Source organism: Chryseobacterium indologenes, from assembly GCF_018362995.1.
In the GTDB taxonomy this organism is placed as follows: domain Bacteria; phylum Bacteroidota; class Bacteroidia; order Flavobacteriales; family Weeksellaceae; genus Chryseobacterium; species Chryseobacterium indologenes_G.
Genome location: NZ_CP074372.1, coordinates 4220767 through 4237043, shown reverse-complemented (window position 1 = coordinate 4237043; position 16277 = coordinate 4220767). Strand labels below are relative to the sequence as shown.

Sequence of the window (16277 nt, the reverse complement as noted above, 5' to 3'; positions counted from 1 at the left end):
CTTATGAAAACAATCCGCGTAAAAGATATAGACATATGCTACGAAATTTTTGGTGAAGGAAATTCCCAAAATTTAGTTCTGATCTCCGGATTAGGAAGTCAGATGATCCGTTGGGATAAGGAGTTTTGTGGTCTTCTGGTGAAAAGAGGCTTCAAAGTGATTCGTTTTGATAACAGGGATTCAGGGAGTTCTGTTTTTAATACAGAAAAGGAAATTCCTTCTGGTAAAGGAATTGAAGAAACCTTTGCTACCTTGAGTAAGGAAGGCATCCCCTATTCATTAATGGATATGGCGAATGATGTAATTGGTTTACTGGATTATTTAAAGATTGAAAAAGCCCATATTGCAGGACGTTCCATGGGAGGAATTATTGCACAGCTTTTGGGTTCATATTATCCGGAAAGGATTTTATCATTGACGATCATCATGTCTACCTCTTTGAATCCTATTCTTCCTAAACCAGATCCTGAAGTAATGGCTATGATGACAAAGGTATCTGCGGATCCTTTTCTTCATAGAGAAGAGTATTTCAGGGAAAAGTTCCATTTTGCAGAAAAAATATCAGGTTCAAAATATCTGTTTGATCCGAATCAGGAAAAGGTTTTGCTTGAAGAAGAGCTTCATCGTTCCAGAACAAAAAATGGCATCATTCGGCAGCTTATGGCAATGGGTTCGTTTCAGTATGATCCTAGCATGTTGAAAAAAATAACTGCTACGGCTTTGATTATTCATGGAACAGATGATCTGATCTTTCACCCTGACTGTGGAAAAGATATTGCAGATTCAATTCCAGATTCTGAGTTTGTCCTCATTGAGGGAATGGGGCATTCTATACCGATGGAACTTTATGATTTTATTATTGACAAGATATCTGATTTAGGAAAATAAAAAGGCTGCCTCATTATCTGAGACAACCTACATTTTTAAATTTATCTGTTACTATTTCAGATTATTTAATAATTTTTCAGGCACCAATGCAGAATCTTTGCAATGTTTTTGGCATCATCCACTCCTCTGTGGTGTGTACCTTCCAGTGTAAGTCCCAACTCACCCAAAGCTCTGTTCATCCCGACACTTTTTCTGATGGTAGGATGAATTTCACCAAATAATGTCTTCACATTGATGTGGTCATCACTCATCGGATAATCTGTGTAGAATCTTCTTGCCTGATTCTGAAGCATATTCAGATCGTAGTTTCCGTAGCTGGCCCACGTCAGTTCTTCTGAATCATATTCTGCTCTCAGGATATCGAATGCATCATCCAACATGATTCCTTCATTATCCAGCATATTTTGGGTAAGGGTGGTAAGCTCTGTACAAAACGGACTTACTTTTGAATATTGGGGTTTTATTAAAATCCCCTCATTTTTGGAGATCTTACCGGTTTTTGCATTCATGATGCATACCCCGATCTCGATGATCTCGCTCTCCTGACCTCTTGGCGGTCGGTTTTCCCAACATGTTGCTTCGAGGTCTACTATTAATATATTTTCTGTTGTTTTCACTTGTTTAAAATTTAATTGTTAAAGGGTAGAAAACGGATGTGGGAAGAGGGAAGTTTTCATAGTGTCTGATTTACTTCCAGCCTCCAGTTTCAGCCTTCCACCCTAATTACTTTACAGAATCTTACTTAAAATTCTGGCCGTATTGTAAGCATCGTCTGCTCCACTGTGATGAGCACCTTCAAAATCCATGTTCAGATAACTCAAGGCTCTTTTAAGCCCTATTTGTTTATGCAGTCCGAAATGTCTTTTGAATTCATGCATCACATTCATGTAGTTTTCTGAAAAAGGATTTTTTATACCGAGCCATTCACACTGTTCTATAATCTGCTCTCCATCGAAGTTCCCGTATCCGGCCCATGTAAGCGGCGCAGAACCGTATTGATCCCTAATCATTTCACAGGCTTCTTCAAAATAGATTCCTTTTTCTTCTATCAGCTGCGGAGTAATTCCGGTCAGCTGTGTGCAGAATTGTTGATTTCTGATCTTTCAGGAATTACATAAATGCTTTGTTTTTGGGAAATTACTTTTGATGTTAAGTTTAATTTACAAATCCCTATTTCTATAATATCGACTTTCTGCCCGATGGGAATTCTGTCGTTTTCCCAACATGTGGCTTCCAGGTCGATAATGATAATCTCATTGGTTGTTTTTATGTTATTGTAAAATGTACGATGTAAAAAGTAAATGTATGATGAAGGCTGTTGAATACTCAATGAAATATTATTCTCATTTTTCCTTCTATCAAATCACTACTTATTATTCATCATTAATTTCTTGGAGCAAATGGTGGTGTCCATTTTTTCCTTTTCATAATTTCTTTGACTTCCTCGTAGGAAACCGGATAAAAATTGTGGCAGTCTACCCCTACGTCAAAACTCAGTGCCATTTCATCATCTGGCAATGTTCCGTGCGAATGCCCGTATAACTGCCAGACACCGCGGTGCGAGCCATTCCAGGTACGCATGGCGTAGTGGAAAAGAATGATTTTCTGTTTTCCGTTGCTGTTATCTATTTCATCAATTTTCAGTTCGTGATAATCTCTGATGGAAGCAAAACGTTTGGGATAAGTTAAAGCAGCTCCTTCGTGGTTACCTTTTATCAGATGGATATTACCATTTAATCTGTCTAAAATTTCTTTTGTGAAATCAGGCTTTCCTAAACTCATGTCTCCTAAATGATAGACCGTGTCACCGGGTTGAATCTTTTCGTTCCATCTTTTAATGAGTTCTTCATTCATATGGTCCAGAGACTCAAAAGGTCTTTCTGAAAATTTTATAATATTTTCATGACCAAAATGATGGTCTGCTGTAAAAAATATATTGGGTTTCATTTTTTTAATTGTTTTTTAACTACAAAATGCTCACTGCCATTATAAACTGAATAAAGTGGAAGAATCTTTCTTCTTAAAGAGATTCTTCCTTTGTCAGAATGACAAGTACATACATTACGATTCTATGAATGTTGTAGTTTTGTTTTATAAATATTTTTAATTAATTCTTACGAAACGCTTTATAAAAAGCAGTTTCAATTTCTTCCTGATCACTTTCCGTATATCTTCTTGAAAAGTGAATCGGAATGGCTTCTTTCACCTTGCATTCATTCATAATTTTTCCTGATGCAGAAGCAAAACTGTGGTAATTGATCTTTGCAAATTCCTGATCTGTATCTTTATAAAAGCTTTCGATATACACTAGATCTGCACCTCCAAATACGGCTCTGATTTTTTCGTAATTGCCTTCGTCCGCCGCATGATCCATGATAACACCAAGTTTATAACCAGCATTCCGGGTCAACAGATGAAAAAGTTCTGATGTTTTGTAAAGATTTCCTTCAATTTCAATTTCTTTATCTCCTGCATTATTTTCAAAAGCGGTTTTCAGTTCGCTGATCCACTTTCCTTTTCTGAAACCGGAAGCATTTTCATTAAAGGTGACCGAATCTTTTTCCTTAAATAAATAAGCAATAGAATCTGTTTTGTGATCCAGAATAGCAAAATCAACGTTGACATATTCGTCTTCAAACAGGAAGTTTTGAGTCTTTACCAACTCAAGATTCCAGTATGGTGGACGAAGGGTATAAATATTAATTTCATCCTCTGAAACAATTTCACGAATTTCATATTCAATGGCTTTTTCATCAATCAGGTTCCAGGTGTAAGATTTCAACCTTGCTTCAACCTGCTGATGAATATTTTTTGGTCCACAAATCACCACTTTTTCTCCGCTTCCGATCTGATGTCTGAAAATTCCATCGAAATTCGAAAAGTGATCAATGTGGGTATGACTAATGAATACAGCTGATATAGACTGTACTTCTTTCACCGTCAATAAACTTGCTTCTCCGCAATCACACAAATAGTGCTTTCCTGAGTTAGGAATTGTAATCAATATACTGATGTCTTCTTTTAAAAGACTTTTTATTTCTGCCTGTAACATGTTTTTTTCTTTTTATTAAACCATAAAAGAAAGCCTATTTTCACTTTTAACAGTTGAGATTCCTACGGAATGACAAACTTACTGCATAATGAAAATCAGATTCTTAAACTCACGCAGCATTTATGGTTAGGTTTATACATAAAAAAGTTCCGATAAAATGAATCACCGAAACCTTAATCTTTATTTTAAACGATAAGTTCTTTTACTTCCTTTCTACGTACACCAAAATCAGACTTCCTGATCTTACACATACGATTATCAGCGATATGGTGGAAAACAATACCTTCCATATTATTCTCAGGATCACTTAAAAAGTTTTTGATCCATTCAAAATCCAAACTTTTTAAACTGAGAATATGATTTCCATGTTTTACTAATAAATGACCTTTAATATTTTCAGGATTTCCTCGTACTTTCTCACCAATAAGTTCGTATGTTCCATCTTCCACCTTGCCTAATTCAGCTAAAGCAGTGAAACCTTCCCAAAAGTATTTATCTTCTTTTTTATTAATATCACACGCTAACCAATGTGGATGGTGACCGGTAATAAAATCGGCTTCCTGACATGCAATTGCACCTTCAGGAGCTATTTTTCCTTTCTTGGCATCGTATCTTTTATATAATTTACCGTTGATCACTGCACATGCAGAACCATCAAATTTTTGTGTAGCAATAGCTTCTCCGTCAAAAACCCAATTATTTTCAGGATTAATTTCGTCAATAACTCTTCCTAAATTATTTATATCTTTTTTGAATAATGTACTTATCTTTTTCATTTTAATTGTTCTTTAATGGATTATTTTAAACATCCAATTCATTTTTCTTCATCTGGGTAACGTGTCTCTGAGCATGAAGTGACAGAAAATAAATATATTCATATACATTAATTTTCCCCAGTTCATTCACCGTCATTGTTGTTTTATACAAGAGTCCTTCACCATTTTTCATTACTTCCAGATAATGTAAACATTGCAGATATTGCTGGCTTATTAAGCTTCTGATTGCATCCGGACCTACTTCTCCTTTCGGTTCCATATGTTCCGGTCTTATCCATTCAAAAGCGCCATGTTCACCTACTCTGTCAAATTTTTTCTTATCGAAACTGTAATTTTTCATTTCAGATTCAAGATCAAGATTCAAAGAATTCTTCATTGCTTTTTTTGAGCCTTTTTCAATAAGGATCAGCAAGTAAAAATTTGTAAGATAAATGTGTTCTAAAATCTGCTGAACCGTCCAGCCTCCGTTGGAAGGCTGATGATTCAACGTTTCTTTATCTTTTTTAAACCATCCGTCTACCTCATCAAATGTGAGTTTCAGGTGTGTTTTTATATCCTGAATATATCTAAAAATGTCCATTACAGTTTTTTAAAGTTTTTTAAAAGGGAAAGAATATTTTCCTTTCCTACAGGATTCATGGAGTGACTATAGAATTTTGGAAGATCCAAATAATTGTCCATACAATATTCTACCAGCCATTTGGCGCAGTCGTATCCTGTTTTCTCAACAAATTCCTGAGAATCATGTTTGAGATAATGCTCATCGGCAAGGTCATGGTCAAAAGAAATCATTTCCGGAAGTCCTTTTTCCAAAATCCTTCTGACAAACTGCTCGTAATTCCGAACGATATGCCAGTCGTTTCTGAGGAAAATCTCCTGTTTGGTGTAATGATACGCCTCAACAGGATATCTTATATCATCCAGAAATAGTAATCTTTTTGTTTTTTGCATGATTTAATTTTTATAATTTTTTTAAGCTTCCAACTCTCAACATCCCTCTTCCAGCTTTCTTACACCATCATATCAGCACAGTTGGAACTTGCGAAGGCAAAAGGTTTTGCTTTAAACACATATCCCATTCCCAGAATGTATCCCATTGCATCTTTTAATGCTACATTGGATTTAAAATCGGGGTCGGTATTAATGTCTGCGTGTACCTCCATTTCCACACCATAAGTGTCCAACACAGAGCAGATAGCGTATGCAATTTCTACGGATTTGTTAACCTCATTCAGCATTCGCTCTTTGATACTGATACTCTGTATTTCTCTTTCTTTTCTAATAAAGGTAAACGCTCCTTTTCCCTCACGAATAAATACTACTGCCGTAGCATAATTGATGGCATCTCCGTATACATGAGAGTCTGATCCCACACATACTTTCAGACGGTGTCCGTTTGCCTGTTCGCGGATAATGGCTTCTTCTACCAGCTGTGTGATAGAGTTTTGGAAAAATTTTCCGTTCATATTCTGCCATGTTTGTTGTTGCGTTTCCATTTTTTCTACATGTTTTAAATTTTGTTTTAAATTAATTTGTGAATTGTGAATCATCAATTTTTTTAAATTTATTTCCGAAGCAAAATTCACTATTGACTATTCATCTTTTGCACTCCGAACCGGACTCGAACCGATACCATCAGTTTTGGAGACTGAGATGCTCTCATTACACTATCAGAGTAAATACTGTTAATTCATTAGGACTCGAACCTAAACTACAAGAATCAAAATCTTGTGTGCTGCCTATTACACTATGAATCAAGGTTTAAATTAATGAGTAATTGGTAATGATAATGCCAGAAATTAATCAGGTATCAATGATTACTCATTGTTTATTACTTATCATTCATGTTTCTGTGGAACAGACAGGAATTGAACCTGTACCTTTAGTTTTTCAGACTAACGTGCAGACCTTCTACACCACTCTTCCGGATTTTATAAGCAATGAGTAATTGGTAATTAGTAATTTTCACCCTATATCATTACTTATTGCTCATTGCTTATTAATCATATTCTGTACCTCTCCCCAGATTCAAACTGGGACTTTACGGGGTTTAAAGCCGTTTTCTCTGCCAATTGGAATAGAGAGGCGTTATTTTATTAGTAATGAGTAATCGGTAATGAGTAATATGAAAATCTATGGTTATTACTTATTGCTCATTGCTTATTACCTATGTCATGCTAGGTTTGAGAAAGCTCTGTCTGTTTATAAATTATGCCTGCTAGTATTTGTAAAGATCTTCTGCGCTTGACAAACCTTTCTCATTTCCTAATGTATTTCGTTTAAAAAAGTAAAAGGCTGTCTATTTTTATTGACTAAAGATCTTCTGCTCTTGACAGTCCTTTTTCTCTTTTCTTCATTTTTTGTGTGAATGGTAACTGGCCAATTTTTTTAAAAAAAATCTGAACTTTCATGGTATTATATCAATTCATTATTGACCAGCTATTCACATCCAGTACTCTATAAGGGAATCGAACCCTTGTTTTCTGCTCGAAAGGCAGGCGTCCTCACCGTTAGACGAATAGAGCGTTAACCCACTAACCAGGAATCGAACCTGAACAACAAGAGTACATTTCCTGCATGCTGCCATTACATTATCAGTGGTTGGGTGGAAGTAGTAGGATTCGAACCTACTCAGCTATGAAGCAACAGATTTACAGTCTGCCCCGACTCTCCAACTTCGGCGTACTTCCGGATTTTTTATTTTTTCCTTAAAAAAGAAAAGGTCTGTCTTTATTGAATGTTTGATTAAAGATCTTCTGCGCTCGACAGCCTTTTTCTTTTATTAATAAAGGATATTCTTTGCTATAGATGATAAAGGATCATTGATAAAAGATTCTTATATCTCTCCTATAGTTTTACATTGAGATGGCTATGGGATTCAAACCCACTCAGTTTACACAACGGTTTTGCAGACCGCCCCGACTCTTCCACTTCGGCGAACCATCAGATTAAAAAAATAAAGTCTGTCTAAGATTTGTTTGATATAAGAACTTCTGCGCTTGACAAACTTTATTTTTACCTAAAAATTTATAAATGATATTCTTAACTTTTAATTAATCCGGAGAGAAGAAAAGCCTGTCTGTATTTTCGTGTTTGGCGTAAAGATCTTCTGCTCTCGACAAACTTTTACTTTTTTCTCCTGAAACAATTAACAATTAGTTACTGTAATTCCGGAAGGACTCGAACCTTCAACCTTCGGTGTATCAGACCGATACTCTAACCACTTGAGCTACGAAATCATTTGTATTCCATAAGGGGATCGAACCCTTGTCGTTCGGTAGAAAGCCGAATGCACTTACCACTATGCTAATGGAACAAATTGTCTGGAAAGCAAGATTCGAACTTGCGACCTCCCGCGTCCAAGACGGGTAAACAACCACCGTTATCTTTCCAGCTTTGGGGTTCACTTCTGTTTCTTTTCCGGGAGACAGCCGGATGGGAAATTTTCCATGAACCTTTTTGTGATTCCGAGAGGATTCGAACCTCTAGCCCTGGGTTTAGAAAACCCATGCTCTATCCAATTGAGCTACGGAACCGTTTTTGTAACCCCAGAAAGATTTGAACTTTCAACCCCCGGTTTAAAAGACCGGTGCTCTAACCACTTGAGCTATGAGATTTTATATTTGGGGTATCTCCGGGAATCGAACCCTGTTCTCCGGTTCCACAGACCGGCGCTTTACCAAATAAGCTAAAGAAACCATAAAAAAAGCGCCTCTTTTCGGGAGGCGCTTCATATTTTTAAACGTAAGAGATCATTAGCTGACCCACGTATACAAGCACCTTTCATCCACAATTTCACTATCAAGAATACACAGAACTCCTGCCGGCTCATGTCCGAATAGTCTTGAATATTGATTGAATATGTTGTGTAACTGTTTCATTTTATTTTTGTTTGTTTCTAAATTATTTTTAATTGAATCCTGAAAACCTGTTGCTTTCAATTTTCGGTTGCAAAGTAAATATGAATTTTTGGAATCCGCAAATAAATTTTCAAATCAAATTATTGATAATCAATTAATTACGTTTTGTTTTTAGAATAGAGAATTTCTGTCCGCAATATTTTGCAGATATCTTAATTACCTAAATGACTGTCTCTCACCGGGTTGCTTATCACTCTATTTTATCGTATTAAAGTTTCATTGTTAATTAAAAAATTTTCATGTTTATGGTTATTTTTTTTCATTCTAAATAATTTCTGACCTAAAAAACAAAAAACGCCTCGGTTTTCCGAGGCGTTTCTGTTGTATTTTGATTAATTTTTTACAAGATTACAGTAAATAATTTCCAAAGTCAGCACATTTCGCCTCATTCCATATCATCTCATCATATCCAAATAATCCTTTATTAGAAGGACTTCCGAATAGTTCTGCATTGATATGTGCTCTTTGTATTGTCATAATTTTCTGGGGCAAAGATAAATCTTTTTTGTTATTATTTTATAATTGTCACGATCTCTGGAAGGTTTTAGATACGCAAGGCGCAAAATAATATTAAAAAAATATGCTTTAAGGCGCGAGGATTTTATCTCCGATAAAATTTAATACCGTTAATAATATTGGTCTGAATAATGCAAATAATTACATTGATTTAATGAAGCAAAATTTTTCTTTTAATTTTTAAATTCTTCAATTTTTAAATATTTAATTCCTAAACATTTTATTTCTTCCGGTTTTAAATCTTGAAATGTCTTTAAGAATCACTTCATCATTGGGATTAAAATATTTTAGCTCATTCACAATTTCTGAACGGGTGGCTACTTTTTCAGCAATGATTTCGTAGGCTATATTTCTTGTGACGGCATGTAATTTCGGATCTTTTTTAAATTCATATTTCAGAGCCTCCAGATAAGTGATCTTTTTGTGAGCCGGAGTTTTCTGATACAAATGCTGTATTTCAGATTCCAGTTTTTTAACATCAAAAATATTGGCAAAGTAGTTATTCAAACAATTGAAAGCATCTCTGTCTTCTTCCCATCCTTTCAGCAGTACTTTTTGTGCCTCTTCAGCTTTTTCCATTTTTTTACGGTATACTAGGGAAGCTTTCACCATCTGATTATTGATTGTATAGTCGTCTGCAACTATTTGATAGTAATGGTGGGCATTTTTAAGATCATTGATTTCTTTATAGAGATCACCTACTTTTTCTTTCTGCTCCATTTCTTTATAAAGATCGATTGCCTTTTTGTATTGCTTTGCCTTTTCATAGCAAAGTGCTGCATCAGTTTTATTATTCAGTTTCTTAAGGTATACTACGGCTGCTTCATTGTAGAACCCGCCATTTTCAAGTGTTTTTGCCCCTCTGTAGTTGTCCTGCAGCAAATTCATATAGACTCTTGCTGCTTTTTTATAATCGTTTTCAGCAATATATTTTTCTGCGAGTTCTTCGTATTTGCTCCGGATCCTGTCAAAAAGTGAATTTTCCAGATAGAAACTGCTACTTCCACTGCCTTTTCTTCCTGCTGAATTTCTGTTGTTCTGTTCTTTATCTTTTAAGGAAGTGATCACAAGAAGGATAATAAAGGCTACAATTAAGAAGATGCCTAATGTTCCGGCCACGCTCCAGAAGCTTTCATGGAATAATTGGGCAACGATTCCGATGACCTTAAATAGGGCAAGCAGTACGAATGCCGCCATAAATTTGTCTATAAATTTCTGTTTATTCATCATCATCGGATTTTAAAATGGTTTTATCTTCTCTGAACAGGCGATAAAGGAGCAGCATCACACAAATCACCAGAACCCATACAAACCAGTTGTAGCCAAACATTTTTACCAACGGATAAAATAAATACACCAGCATCGCCACAAGGATTGATATTAAAATAAATTTCACCCATGCAGGTACATTATCGCCGCCAAGGTTTAATGATTTATTTTTAAATAAGAACAAATACAGCCCTACACCAGCAATCATCAGGATAACCATATACATAATATCTGAAACAGGGGCTTTTTTCTCCAATGCAGTTCCTTCCGTCCCCACTGCTTTCACTTTGGATTTATCAATGGAAGCAGAAGAAGGGTCTACAATATCCAATGTTCCGTAAAGTTTACCCAAAGAATCAGCTATCAAAGCTTTTTTCTTTTTCAGCAGGAATTTTACGACTTCTCCATTTACGGGTTTTCCATTGGTATACTGCTTCAGGGAATCTGAAATTTTGCGTTCCAGCTTTTCAGATTTTTGTTCAAGGTGCTTTGTGATCTTTTGGGTATAAATGGTTTTAAGAGAATCCCGGCTTTGCTTTTCTTTATTCACAAGCTTTCCGATATCTCTTCCTATTTCACTCACCTCTCTTCCACCTGCTTTTTTATAATTTTCTTTGTCTTCTTTTGTTTTGGATTCTATGATCCCGGCATGAATAAGTTCTTTGGACAGTTCTTTTCTCTCCTGATGATATATAGAGTCGATCTTCAGATCAATTTCTGAGGTCCCGGACTGGAAAGCAATCATATCAGAAGGTTCTTTTACAGTATTATTTGCCATTTTTCCAGAAACTGCATTTTCTTCCTGTTCAGTATTATTTTTATCTGAAGGTAATGCTATCTTTAAGACTATAGCCACAATAATTACCGCCCAGAATATTCTGCGAAAGTTTTTTGTTCCTGCACTTTCAGTTTTCCCTCCGGAGCTTCCACCAAATAATCCTTCCAGCCAGGTAAATTTGCCAAAGCCGTCACCTCTGGAAGTTCCCATTACATCAAGCGAAACGCCCAGTTCCACTGCTCTTTCAGGGTATTTTTCAATATACTGTAAGTACTTTTCTATTTCCTTTTTATTTCCGGCCATTACTTTTTTAAGATCAAACGGAAGGTGATTCATCCATTCTTCTTCGGTTTGCTTTGGCTGTAATTCTTCCATTACTTTTTCATCATCTATTTCAACGGTATAGCTTTCAATTTTCTGAGGAATTGAAACGCCGTTCAATGGCTTTCTGATGTTTTCGTCTATAATACCGGGCAGCTGAATTAATGAAATCCAGTCGATTTCTTCAGAGAGTTTTACGAATCCGAATTCAGGATGCATAATCAGAAAACGGGAATCAAGCCGTGCCCAGTCTTCCGGATTTATTTTAGGATAAAAAGTAGTGTTTTCAGGAATGAAAAGTCTGTTATCAACACATTGAAAGTAAGCATTTCTACCTATTTCCTGCGGAGCATAATCATTAAAAACAAGGAAACAACCATACAGCACATTCGGACTGTTGGCAGGAATTGCATAAGATTTTACCTGGCTTAAATTAATGCCAAGCGTTTCCATTTCCTGAAGCCATACCACAGGTGAAGAACCTCTGATTAAGAGACCTTTTTTGGGATAGTTATTTTTCGGGAAAGGTTTTATTCTAAGCTCCATAATCCAATATCTGTTCTATAAACGGTTTCAAAAACCTGTCGCACATATCATCCATTGTTCTTACTTTCAGCAAGGCATGTTCCGGAAGATAATATTCTGATCCTCCAAATTCTGTATAAGTTGCCAAAGAGAGAAACCCATGAGCCGTGGAAGGAATAAAAAATTCTTCGATACTTTTATTACTGCTTCGGAAAGTCAGCATTCCCCGTGAGTCTGTAATAATTTCGCTTCCATCGGGAAATGTAAATTTATTTTTGTTCTGCTCAGCAAAAATTTTAATATCATATTTGTTTTTGGAAAAATCAAGTGTGTTTTCTGAAGAAATGTACAATTCATGTCCGGAAATAACCAGATTTTCATATTGATTGATTCCTATTTTGTTGAAATTATTGATAATTCTTAATCCACTTCCCTTCAGTTTCGCAACTTCAGCCTCAGCTTTTATATTATTTTTTTCAAACTCTTTATCTTTTCCGGTAATAGGTTCTACAGAGATATTTCCCTCCATGTTTATTTTATAGTGGGTAGAATTGTCCGGGTGATGAAGATAAAAGCTCCGTCCAAAATAAATCAGTTTGTAGGACTCCGGAATATTCATTCCTGTAAGATTCTGCTCGGAATATTCTCTTGTATTAAGGTTAAGCTTTGATATTAATTTCTGATCATGCTGATACTGGCACAGAATAAAGTGCTGCTGCTTGTTTTTTGCAAGGGCAAACTGTCCTTTGAGTTTTATGGAAATATTATCAAACAAAACTTCACAGCCGTGATGTGTTTTATAGTAATCATAAGAATGTTTGTCGTAATAATTATCAGAAAGATAAGTCTTCAATAATTGTTTTTTAGAACTCAGAATGAAAAATTCGCCATCATATAAAAACTTGGCAATCTTATTAACAGGGGTTGGAAATAAGACAGGATAGTTTTGTGGAAGATCGGTTTTCTTTCCATTGAAATTATGAACGGACTGTTTTTGCTGTGGCGGATTGGCCCACAACTCCTGTAATGGAAGTTTTATTTTCTGAATATGTTTTCTGGTTCCTTTATGATGTTTATAAAAATTAATTTCACCATCTGATGTTGTAGTCACCAGAAACTTAAGCCTGTTTCTGTTCTGATGAACCACCCGCTGAATTTTTTCATCCTCCATATTCTCCTGATGGGTAATAAAGAACACTTCAATATCTTTTTCAGTATGCTCTTGATTAAAAAAACTTTCCAACGCTTCGGAAACTTCCAGAACCGGACTCACCTGATTGAGGTTTTCAACCACTTCCTCTACTTTGTTAAGGGCAATAGGAACACCTGCCTGCCCTAAGGCAAAAACTTTACATTCAGAATGAGCTTTCGGGTGTTTGATGATAGCAATTGCAGAGGCAAAAGCCAATACTTTTGGAGTCCCCCAATTTCTGAGGGAAGTATCAATCAGAATAATTCTTTCAAAAATATTTTCTTCGGGCGGAATTTCTCTTTGAATATAAAGCGCTTCATTATTGGCTACCCTATTCATAAAGACGTCATCTTCATTGGCAAATTCAGAAAGAAGCATCCTGTGAAAATCACCTTTGTTGGTCATATCAGAAATTCCTCCGATAGGCTGTTCTCCCGGGGAAAGGTGGCGCATAGGAATTTTCAGACCGCTCCATATTCTTTTGATGAGGCTTCCTACCTGAAATGTTTTGGGTTCTTCAATTAATTCTTTAATAAAATCTTTATCTGTATCCGCTGTTGTTTCCTCTTCTACTACCTCATCATCCAGCTCAGGCTCGTCGATCAAACCTTTCATGGCATCAATGATGGATTGTACAGTAGGAAATTTTTCATTCAGATTCAAAGCACTTAAATCTTTGTTTAAAGCTATTGAACCTTCGTCTTGTTTTTCTGCACTGATAGCAATTTCCTGCGGTCGTTTATAATAGATCTTTAAATACATATCCGCATGAAGAGAGGCCACCCTGTTATGACCATTGCTGAATAACGTTTGCAGCAAAACAATTCTGTTTTGTTTCTGCTTATAAACATTGGGAAGTGATTGGATCTTTTCAAGAAATTCAATTTGTTTTTCCACATTGAATTCAAAGTCTTCTCCACTATAAAACTCAGCGGTACGTCTCAAAGAGCCTGCAAAATCAATATAGCCATCCTGCATAGCATACAAAACCATCAGCAACGCTCCAAAGGGAGGCCATCCCTGTGGCTGAAGTTCTTTGAGAATCTCCATCACATAAGGCCTGTAAGCTATCGCTCCCACTCCCGGAACCGAGAGGAGATTATTGTCATGGTAACCGGAATCACCGGGAACATCTTCATCAGTTTTCCATTCCCAAAAGTAATTTTCATAGGACTGGAAATAGAACTTTAATTCCATTCTCTTGATTTTTCTGTAAGACGGAATGAACTTATAGATAAAGGACGGAAATCAGTTTCTTTTATTAAAAGATAATTCCCGTTTTCATCCCAAAGTAACCATCCTTCCGGCTCTTTATTATATTTCTGCTGTAAAAGGGTACTTAGATTTTTAAATTCAAAATCCAGACCGGCCGGCAATAAATGTCTGTCTTTTGTCCAATAGGTTTTTCCGGGAAAGCTTAATAATGGAATGCCTACAAACAGTGCTTTATTTCCTAAAACAGTCCATTTTATTTTTTCCAGTTTAAACTTCGGTAATGCTGCGATACTTTCTTTAATATCAGCAATATTGCTTAATAAAGCGATTACCGGCTGCTCTTCATTGCTTTCTTTTAATTTTACCTGAACCTGTTCCTGAATTCCAAAATAGTTCTGATTGGAAAGAGGAAAAGTAAGCTGCAACGCCTTGTCTATAGGTACCCAAAGCAATGCTGTTCTCATTTTTTTGCTTGGAACCAAAGCTTCTTTCCTGAATAAAAGACCATTCCGAAGCTCATACAGGATAAAGTCCGGCAACTGCTGTACTTCCTGAGATTCAGCCTGTTCGTCGGTAAAGCCTTTCAGCCAGATTGTTCCTTCCTCCACAGCGATCTGAATGTTTTTCCAGTCTCTGACAGAGCCCAGAAAGTCTTCATCGGCACGGGGAAGTTCTGCCCAGAATTCTTTTAAACGCTTTGAAGGATCTTCTGCCATAAGCTTTCAATTTCTTGCTGGATATACTGTTTCTGTTCCGGATTTCTGATCCAGTCGCAACGGGTCTGCAGGTATCTCAGTTTATCTTTTATTACATTCTGTTCTTCAAAGCTCAGCATTCCGCCATTCCATTTTTCCACAAGAATTGTCACATCTTTCATGACCTCCTCGGGATTGGGAGTTTTGTTGTGCATCGCCTGTGGATGGGAATCCGGATGATCGTCTTTCTCTATGGTCCTGTTGATAATTCCCTCCAGAATTTCAATCTGCTCTTCGGTATCCCAGATATGCTTCAATACCCAAAGGTCAGAAAGCACGGCTTCTTTTCTTCCACAGATCAGGGCACTTGCAGCAATCAGGTTCTGAAGCTTTACGGCTCTACGGTCTGAAATGGCAATTCCTGTATTCCGAAGGCTCATAATAGTATTGAGATAAACTTCATAGATTGGTTTAAGGTCTATGGTTCTACACAGGTTCTGAAGCTGCCTGATCTCATCGGCATGGATTTCCGGAATATCCGCTTCTTCCTGATTCTCCAGTTTTCTTCCGGCTAAAAGCACCTGTTGTAACAGTTCAGGTTTTACATAATCTACATTGATTCTCACCAGAAAACGGTCAAACAATGCGTTCAATGCTTCATCTTCGGGAAGAACGTTACTTGCCCCCACAAACATCAGTGCAGGTAAGTGTTTTGTTTCTTTTCCCCTTTTAAAAATCTTCTCGTTAAGTGCCATCAAAAGGGAATTCAGAATGGCAGAATTGGCATTGAAAATTTCATCCAGAAAAACCATGGAAGCTTCAGGCATCATTCCTTCCGTATTGGTCAGAAGTTCACCTTCTTTCAGTTTTCTGATATCAAAAGGTCCGAAAATTTCGTTCGGTTCTGTAAAGCGGGTTAATAAATATTCAAAGTTTTTTCCATCTTTTACGGTTTTCGCCAACGTTCTGACAATCGCCGATTTTGCAGTCCCCGGAGGGCCGTACAAAAAAGCATTTTCTCTTGCCAAAAGGCAGATTCCCAACAGATCTACGACATCATTTTTACCTACAAAGGTTTCTTTTACGTAGGTAAGGACTGTATTGAGTTGATTGATATTCTGATTCATTGA

Annotated in this window: 16 protein-coding genes and 11 tRNA genes; 1 reads left to right on the top strand and 26 read right to left on the bottom strand. The window is 36.4% G+C overall.

Annotated elements, in window-relative coordinates; translation table 11 throughout:
• Positions 1-3: 3 nt before the first annotated feature.
• Positions 4-888: an alpha/beta fold hydrolase gene (locus tag DYR29_RS19285; RefSeq protein WP_213278120.1), complete on the top strand. Its 885-nt coding sequence runs from the start codon at positions 4-6 to the stop codon at positions 886-888.
• Positions 889-953: 65 nt separating this feature from the next.
• On the opposite strand, the gene DYR29_RS19280 is transcribed toward DYR29_RS19285, so the two are convergent.
• From DYR29_RS19280 to DYR29_RS19155, 26 genes are all read right to left on the bottom strand, one after another.
• Positions 954-1505 (bottom strand): 3'-5' exonuclease, encoded by a 552-nt coding sequence (locus DYR29_RS19280; protein ID WP_213278119.1) that lies wholly within the window; start codon positions 1503-1505, stop codon positions 954-956.
• Between the two features lie 111 nt (positions 1506-1616).
• A complete protein-coding gene (locus DYR29_RS19275; protein WP_249413683.1) occupies positions 1617-1922 on the bottom strand; it encodes a hypothetical protein in 306 nt (101 codons plus the stop codon).
• Between the two features lie 35 nt (positions 1923-1957).
• Positions 1958-2218, bottom strand: coding sequence for a hypothetical protein (locus DYR29_RS19270; protein WP_213278118.1), 261 nt, complete (start codon positions 2216-2218; stop codon positions 1958-1960).
• A 53-nt stretch (positions 2219-2271) separates the two neighbouring features.
• The gene (locus DYR29_RS19265) at positions 2272-2835 is read right to left on the bottom strand and encodes a metallophosphoesterase family protein (RefSeq protein WP_213278117.1); all 564 of its coding nucleotides are present in this window, start codon (positions 2833-2835) and stop codon (positions 2272-2274) included.
• A 160-nt stretch (positions 2836-2995) separates the two neighbouring features.
• A complete protein-coding gene (locus tag DYR29_RS19260) occupies positions 2996-3940 on the bottom strand; it encodes an MBL fold metallo-hydrolase (RefSeq protein ID WP_213278116.1) in 945 nt (314 codons plus the stop codon).
• A 185-nt stretch (positions 3941-4125) separates the two neighbouring features.
• Positions 4126-4716 (bottom strand): DUF5565 family protein, encoded by a 591-nt coding sequence (locus tag DYR29_RS19255; protein WP_213278115.1) that lies wholly within the window; start codon positions 4714-4716, stop codon positions 4126-4128.
• A 25-nt stretch (positions 4717-4741) separates the two neighbouring features.
• On the bottom strand, positions 4742-5296 hold the full coding sequence (locus DYR29_RS19250) for a DinB family protein (protein ID WP_213278114.1): 555 nt from the start codon (positions 5294-5296) through the stop codon (positions 4742-4744).
• On the bottom strand, positions 5296-5667 hold the full coding sequence (locus DYR29_RS19245) for a cyclic-phosphate processing receiver domain-containing protein (RefSeq protein WP_213278113.1): 372 nt from the start codon (positions 5665-5667) through the stop codon (positions 5296-5298). The genes DYR29_RS19250 and DYR29_RS19245 overlap by 1 nt, the downstream gene beginning before the upstream one ends.
• Before the next feature lie 59 nt (positions 5668-5726).
• Positions 5727-6212, bottom strand: coding sequence for a ribonuclease H-like YkuK family protein (locus DYR29_RS19240; protein ID WP_105684299.1), 486 nt, complete (start codon positions 6210-6212; stop codon positions 5727-5729).
• Positions 6213-6322: 110 nt separating this feature from the next.
• Positions 6323-6393, bottom strand: a tRNA-Trp gene (locus DYR29_RS19235).
• Between the two features lie 176 nt (positions 6394-6569).
• A tRNA-Phe gene (locus DYR29_RS19230) sits at positions 6570-6642 on the bottom strand.
• Between the two features lie 527 nt (positions 6643-7169).
• Positions 7170-7241: transfer RNA gene (locus DYR29_RS19225), tRNA-Glu, on the bottom strand.
• An 81-nt stretch (positions 7242-7322) separates the two neighbouring features.
• A tRNA-Tyr gene (locus DYR29_RS19220) sits at positions 7323-7406 on the bottom strand.
• A 173-nt stretch (positions 7407-7579) separates the two neighbouring features.
• Positions 7580-7661, bottom strand: a tRNA-Cys gene (locus tag DYR29_RS19215).
• Positions 7662-7881: 220 nt separating this feature from the next.
• A tRNA-Ile gene (locus tag DYR29_RS19210) sits at positions 7882-7955 on the bottom strand.
• A gap of 5 nt (positions 7956-7960) precedes the next feature.
• Positions 7961-8032: transfer RNA gene (locus DYR29_RS19205), tRNA-Glu, on the bottom strand.
• A 6-nt stretch (positions 8033-8038) separates the two neighbouring features.
• A tRNA-Pro gene (locus tag DYR29_RS19200) sits at positions 8039-8110 on the bottom strand.
• Positions 8111-8178: 68 nt separating this feature from the next.
• Positions 8179-8252 (bottom strand) — tRNA-Arg (locus DYR29_RS19195).
• Between the two features lie 7 nt (positions 8253-8259).
• A tRNA-Lys gene (locus DYR29_RS19190) sits at positions 8260-8333 on the bottom strand.
• Positions 8334-8342: 9 nt separating this feature from the next.
• Positions 8343-8415: transfer RNA gene (locus DYR29_RS19185), tRNA-His, on the bottom strand.
• Between the two features lie 569 nt (positions 8416-8984).
• On the bottom strand, positions 8985-9113 hold the full coding sequence (locus DYR29_RS19180) for a penicillin-binding protein (RefSeq protein ID WP_142719492.1): 129 nt from the start codon (positions 9111-9113) through the stop codon (positions 8985-8987).
• A gap of 243 nt (positions 9114-9356) precedes the next feature.
• Positions 9357-10379: a hypothetical protein gene (locus DYR29_RS19175; RefSeq protein WP_213278112.1), complete on the bottom strand. Its 1023-nt coding sequence runs from the start codon at positions 10377-10379 to the stop codon at positions 9357-9359.
• Positions 10372-12066, bottom strand: coding sequence for an APC family permease (locus DYR29_RS19170; protein ID WP_213278111.1), 1695 nt, complete (start codon positions 12064-12066; stop codon positions 10372-10374). Before DYR29_RS19170 ends, DYR29_RS19175 begins: the two co-directional genes overlap by 8 nt.
• Complete coding sequence (locus DYR29_RS19165) at positions 12056-14434, bottom strand: hypothetical protein (protein WP_213278110.1); 2379 nt, start codon at positions 14432-14434, stop codon at positions 12056-12058. Before DYR29_RS19165 ends, DYR29_RS19170 begins: the two co-directional genes overlap by 11 nt.
• The gene (locus DYR29_RS19160) at positions 14425-15168 is read right to left on the bottom strand and encodes a hypothetical protein (protein ID WP_213278109.1); all 744 of its coding nucleotides are present in this window, start codon (positions 15166-15168) and stop codon (positions 14425-14427) included. Before DYR29_RS19160 ends, DYR29_RS19165 begins: the two co-directional genes overlap by 10 nt.
• Positions 15141-16274 (bottom strand): AAA family ATPase, encoded by a 1134-nt coding sequence (locus tag DYR29_RS19155; RefSeq protein ID WP_213278108.1) that lies wholly within the window; start codon positions 16272-16274, stop codon positions 15141-15143. Before DYR29_RS19155 ends, DYR29_RS19160 begins: the two co-directional genes overlap by 28 nt.
• Positions 16275-16277 lie beyond the last annotated feature (3 nt).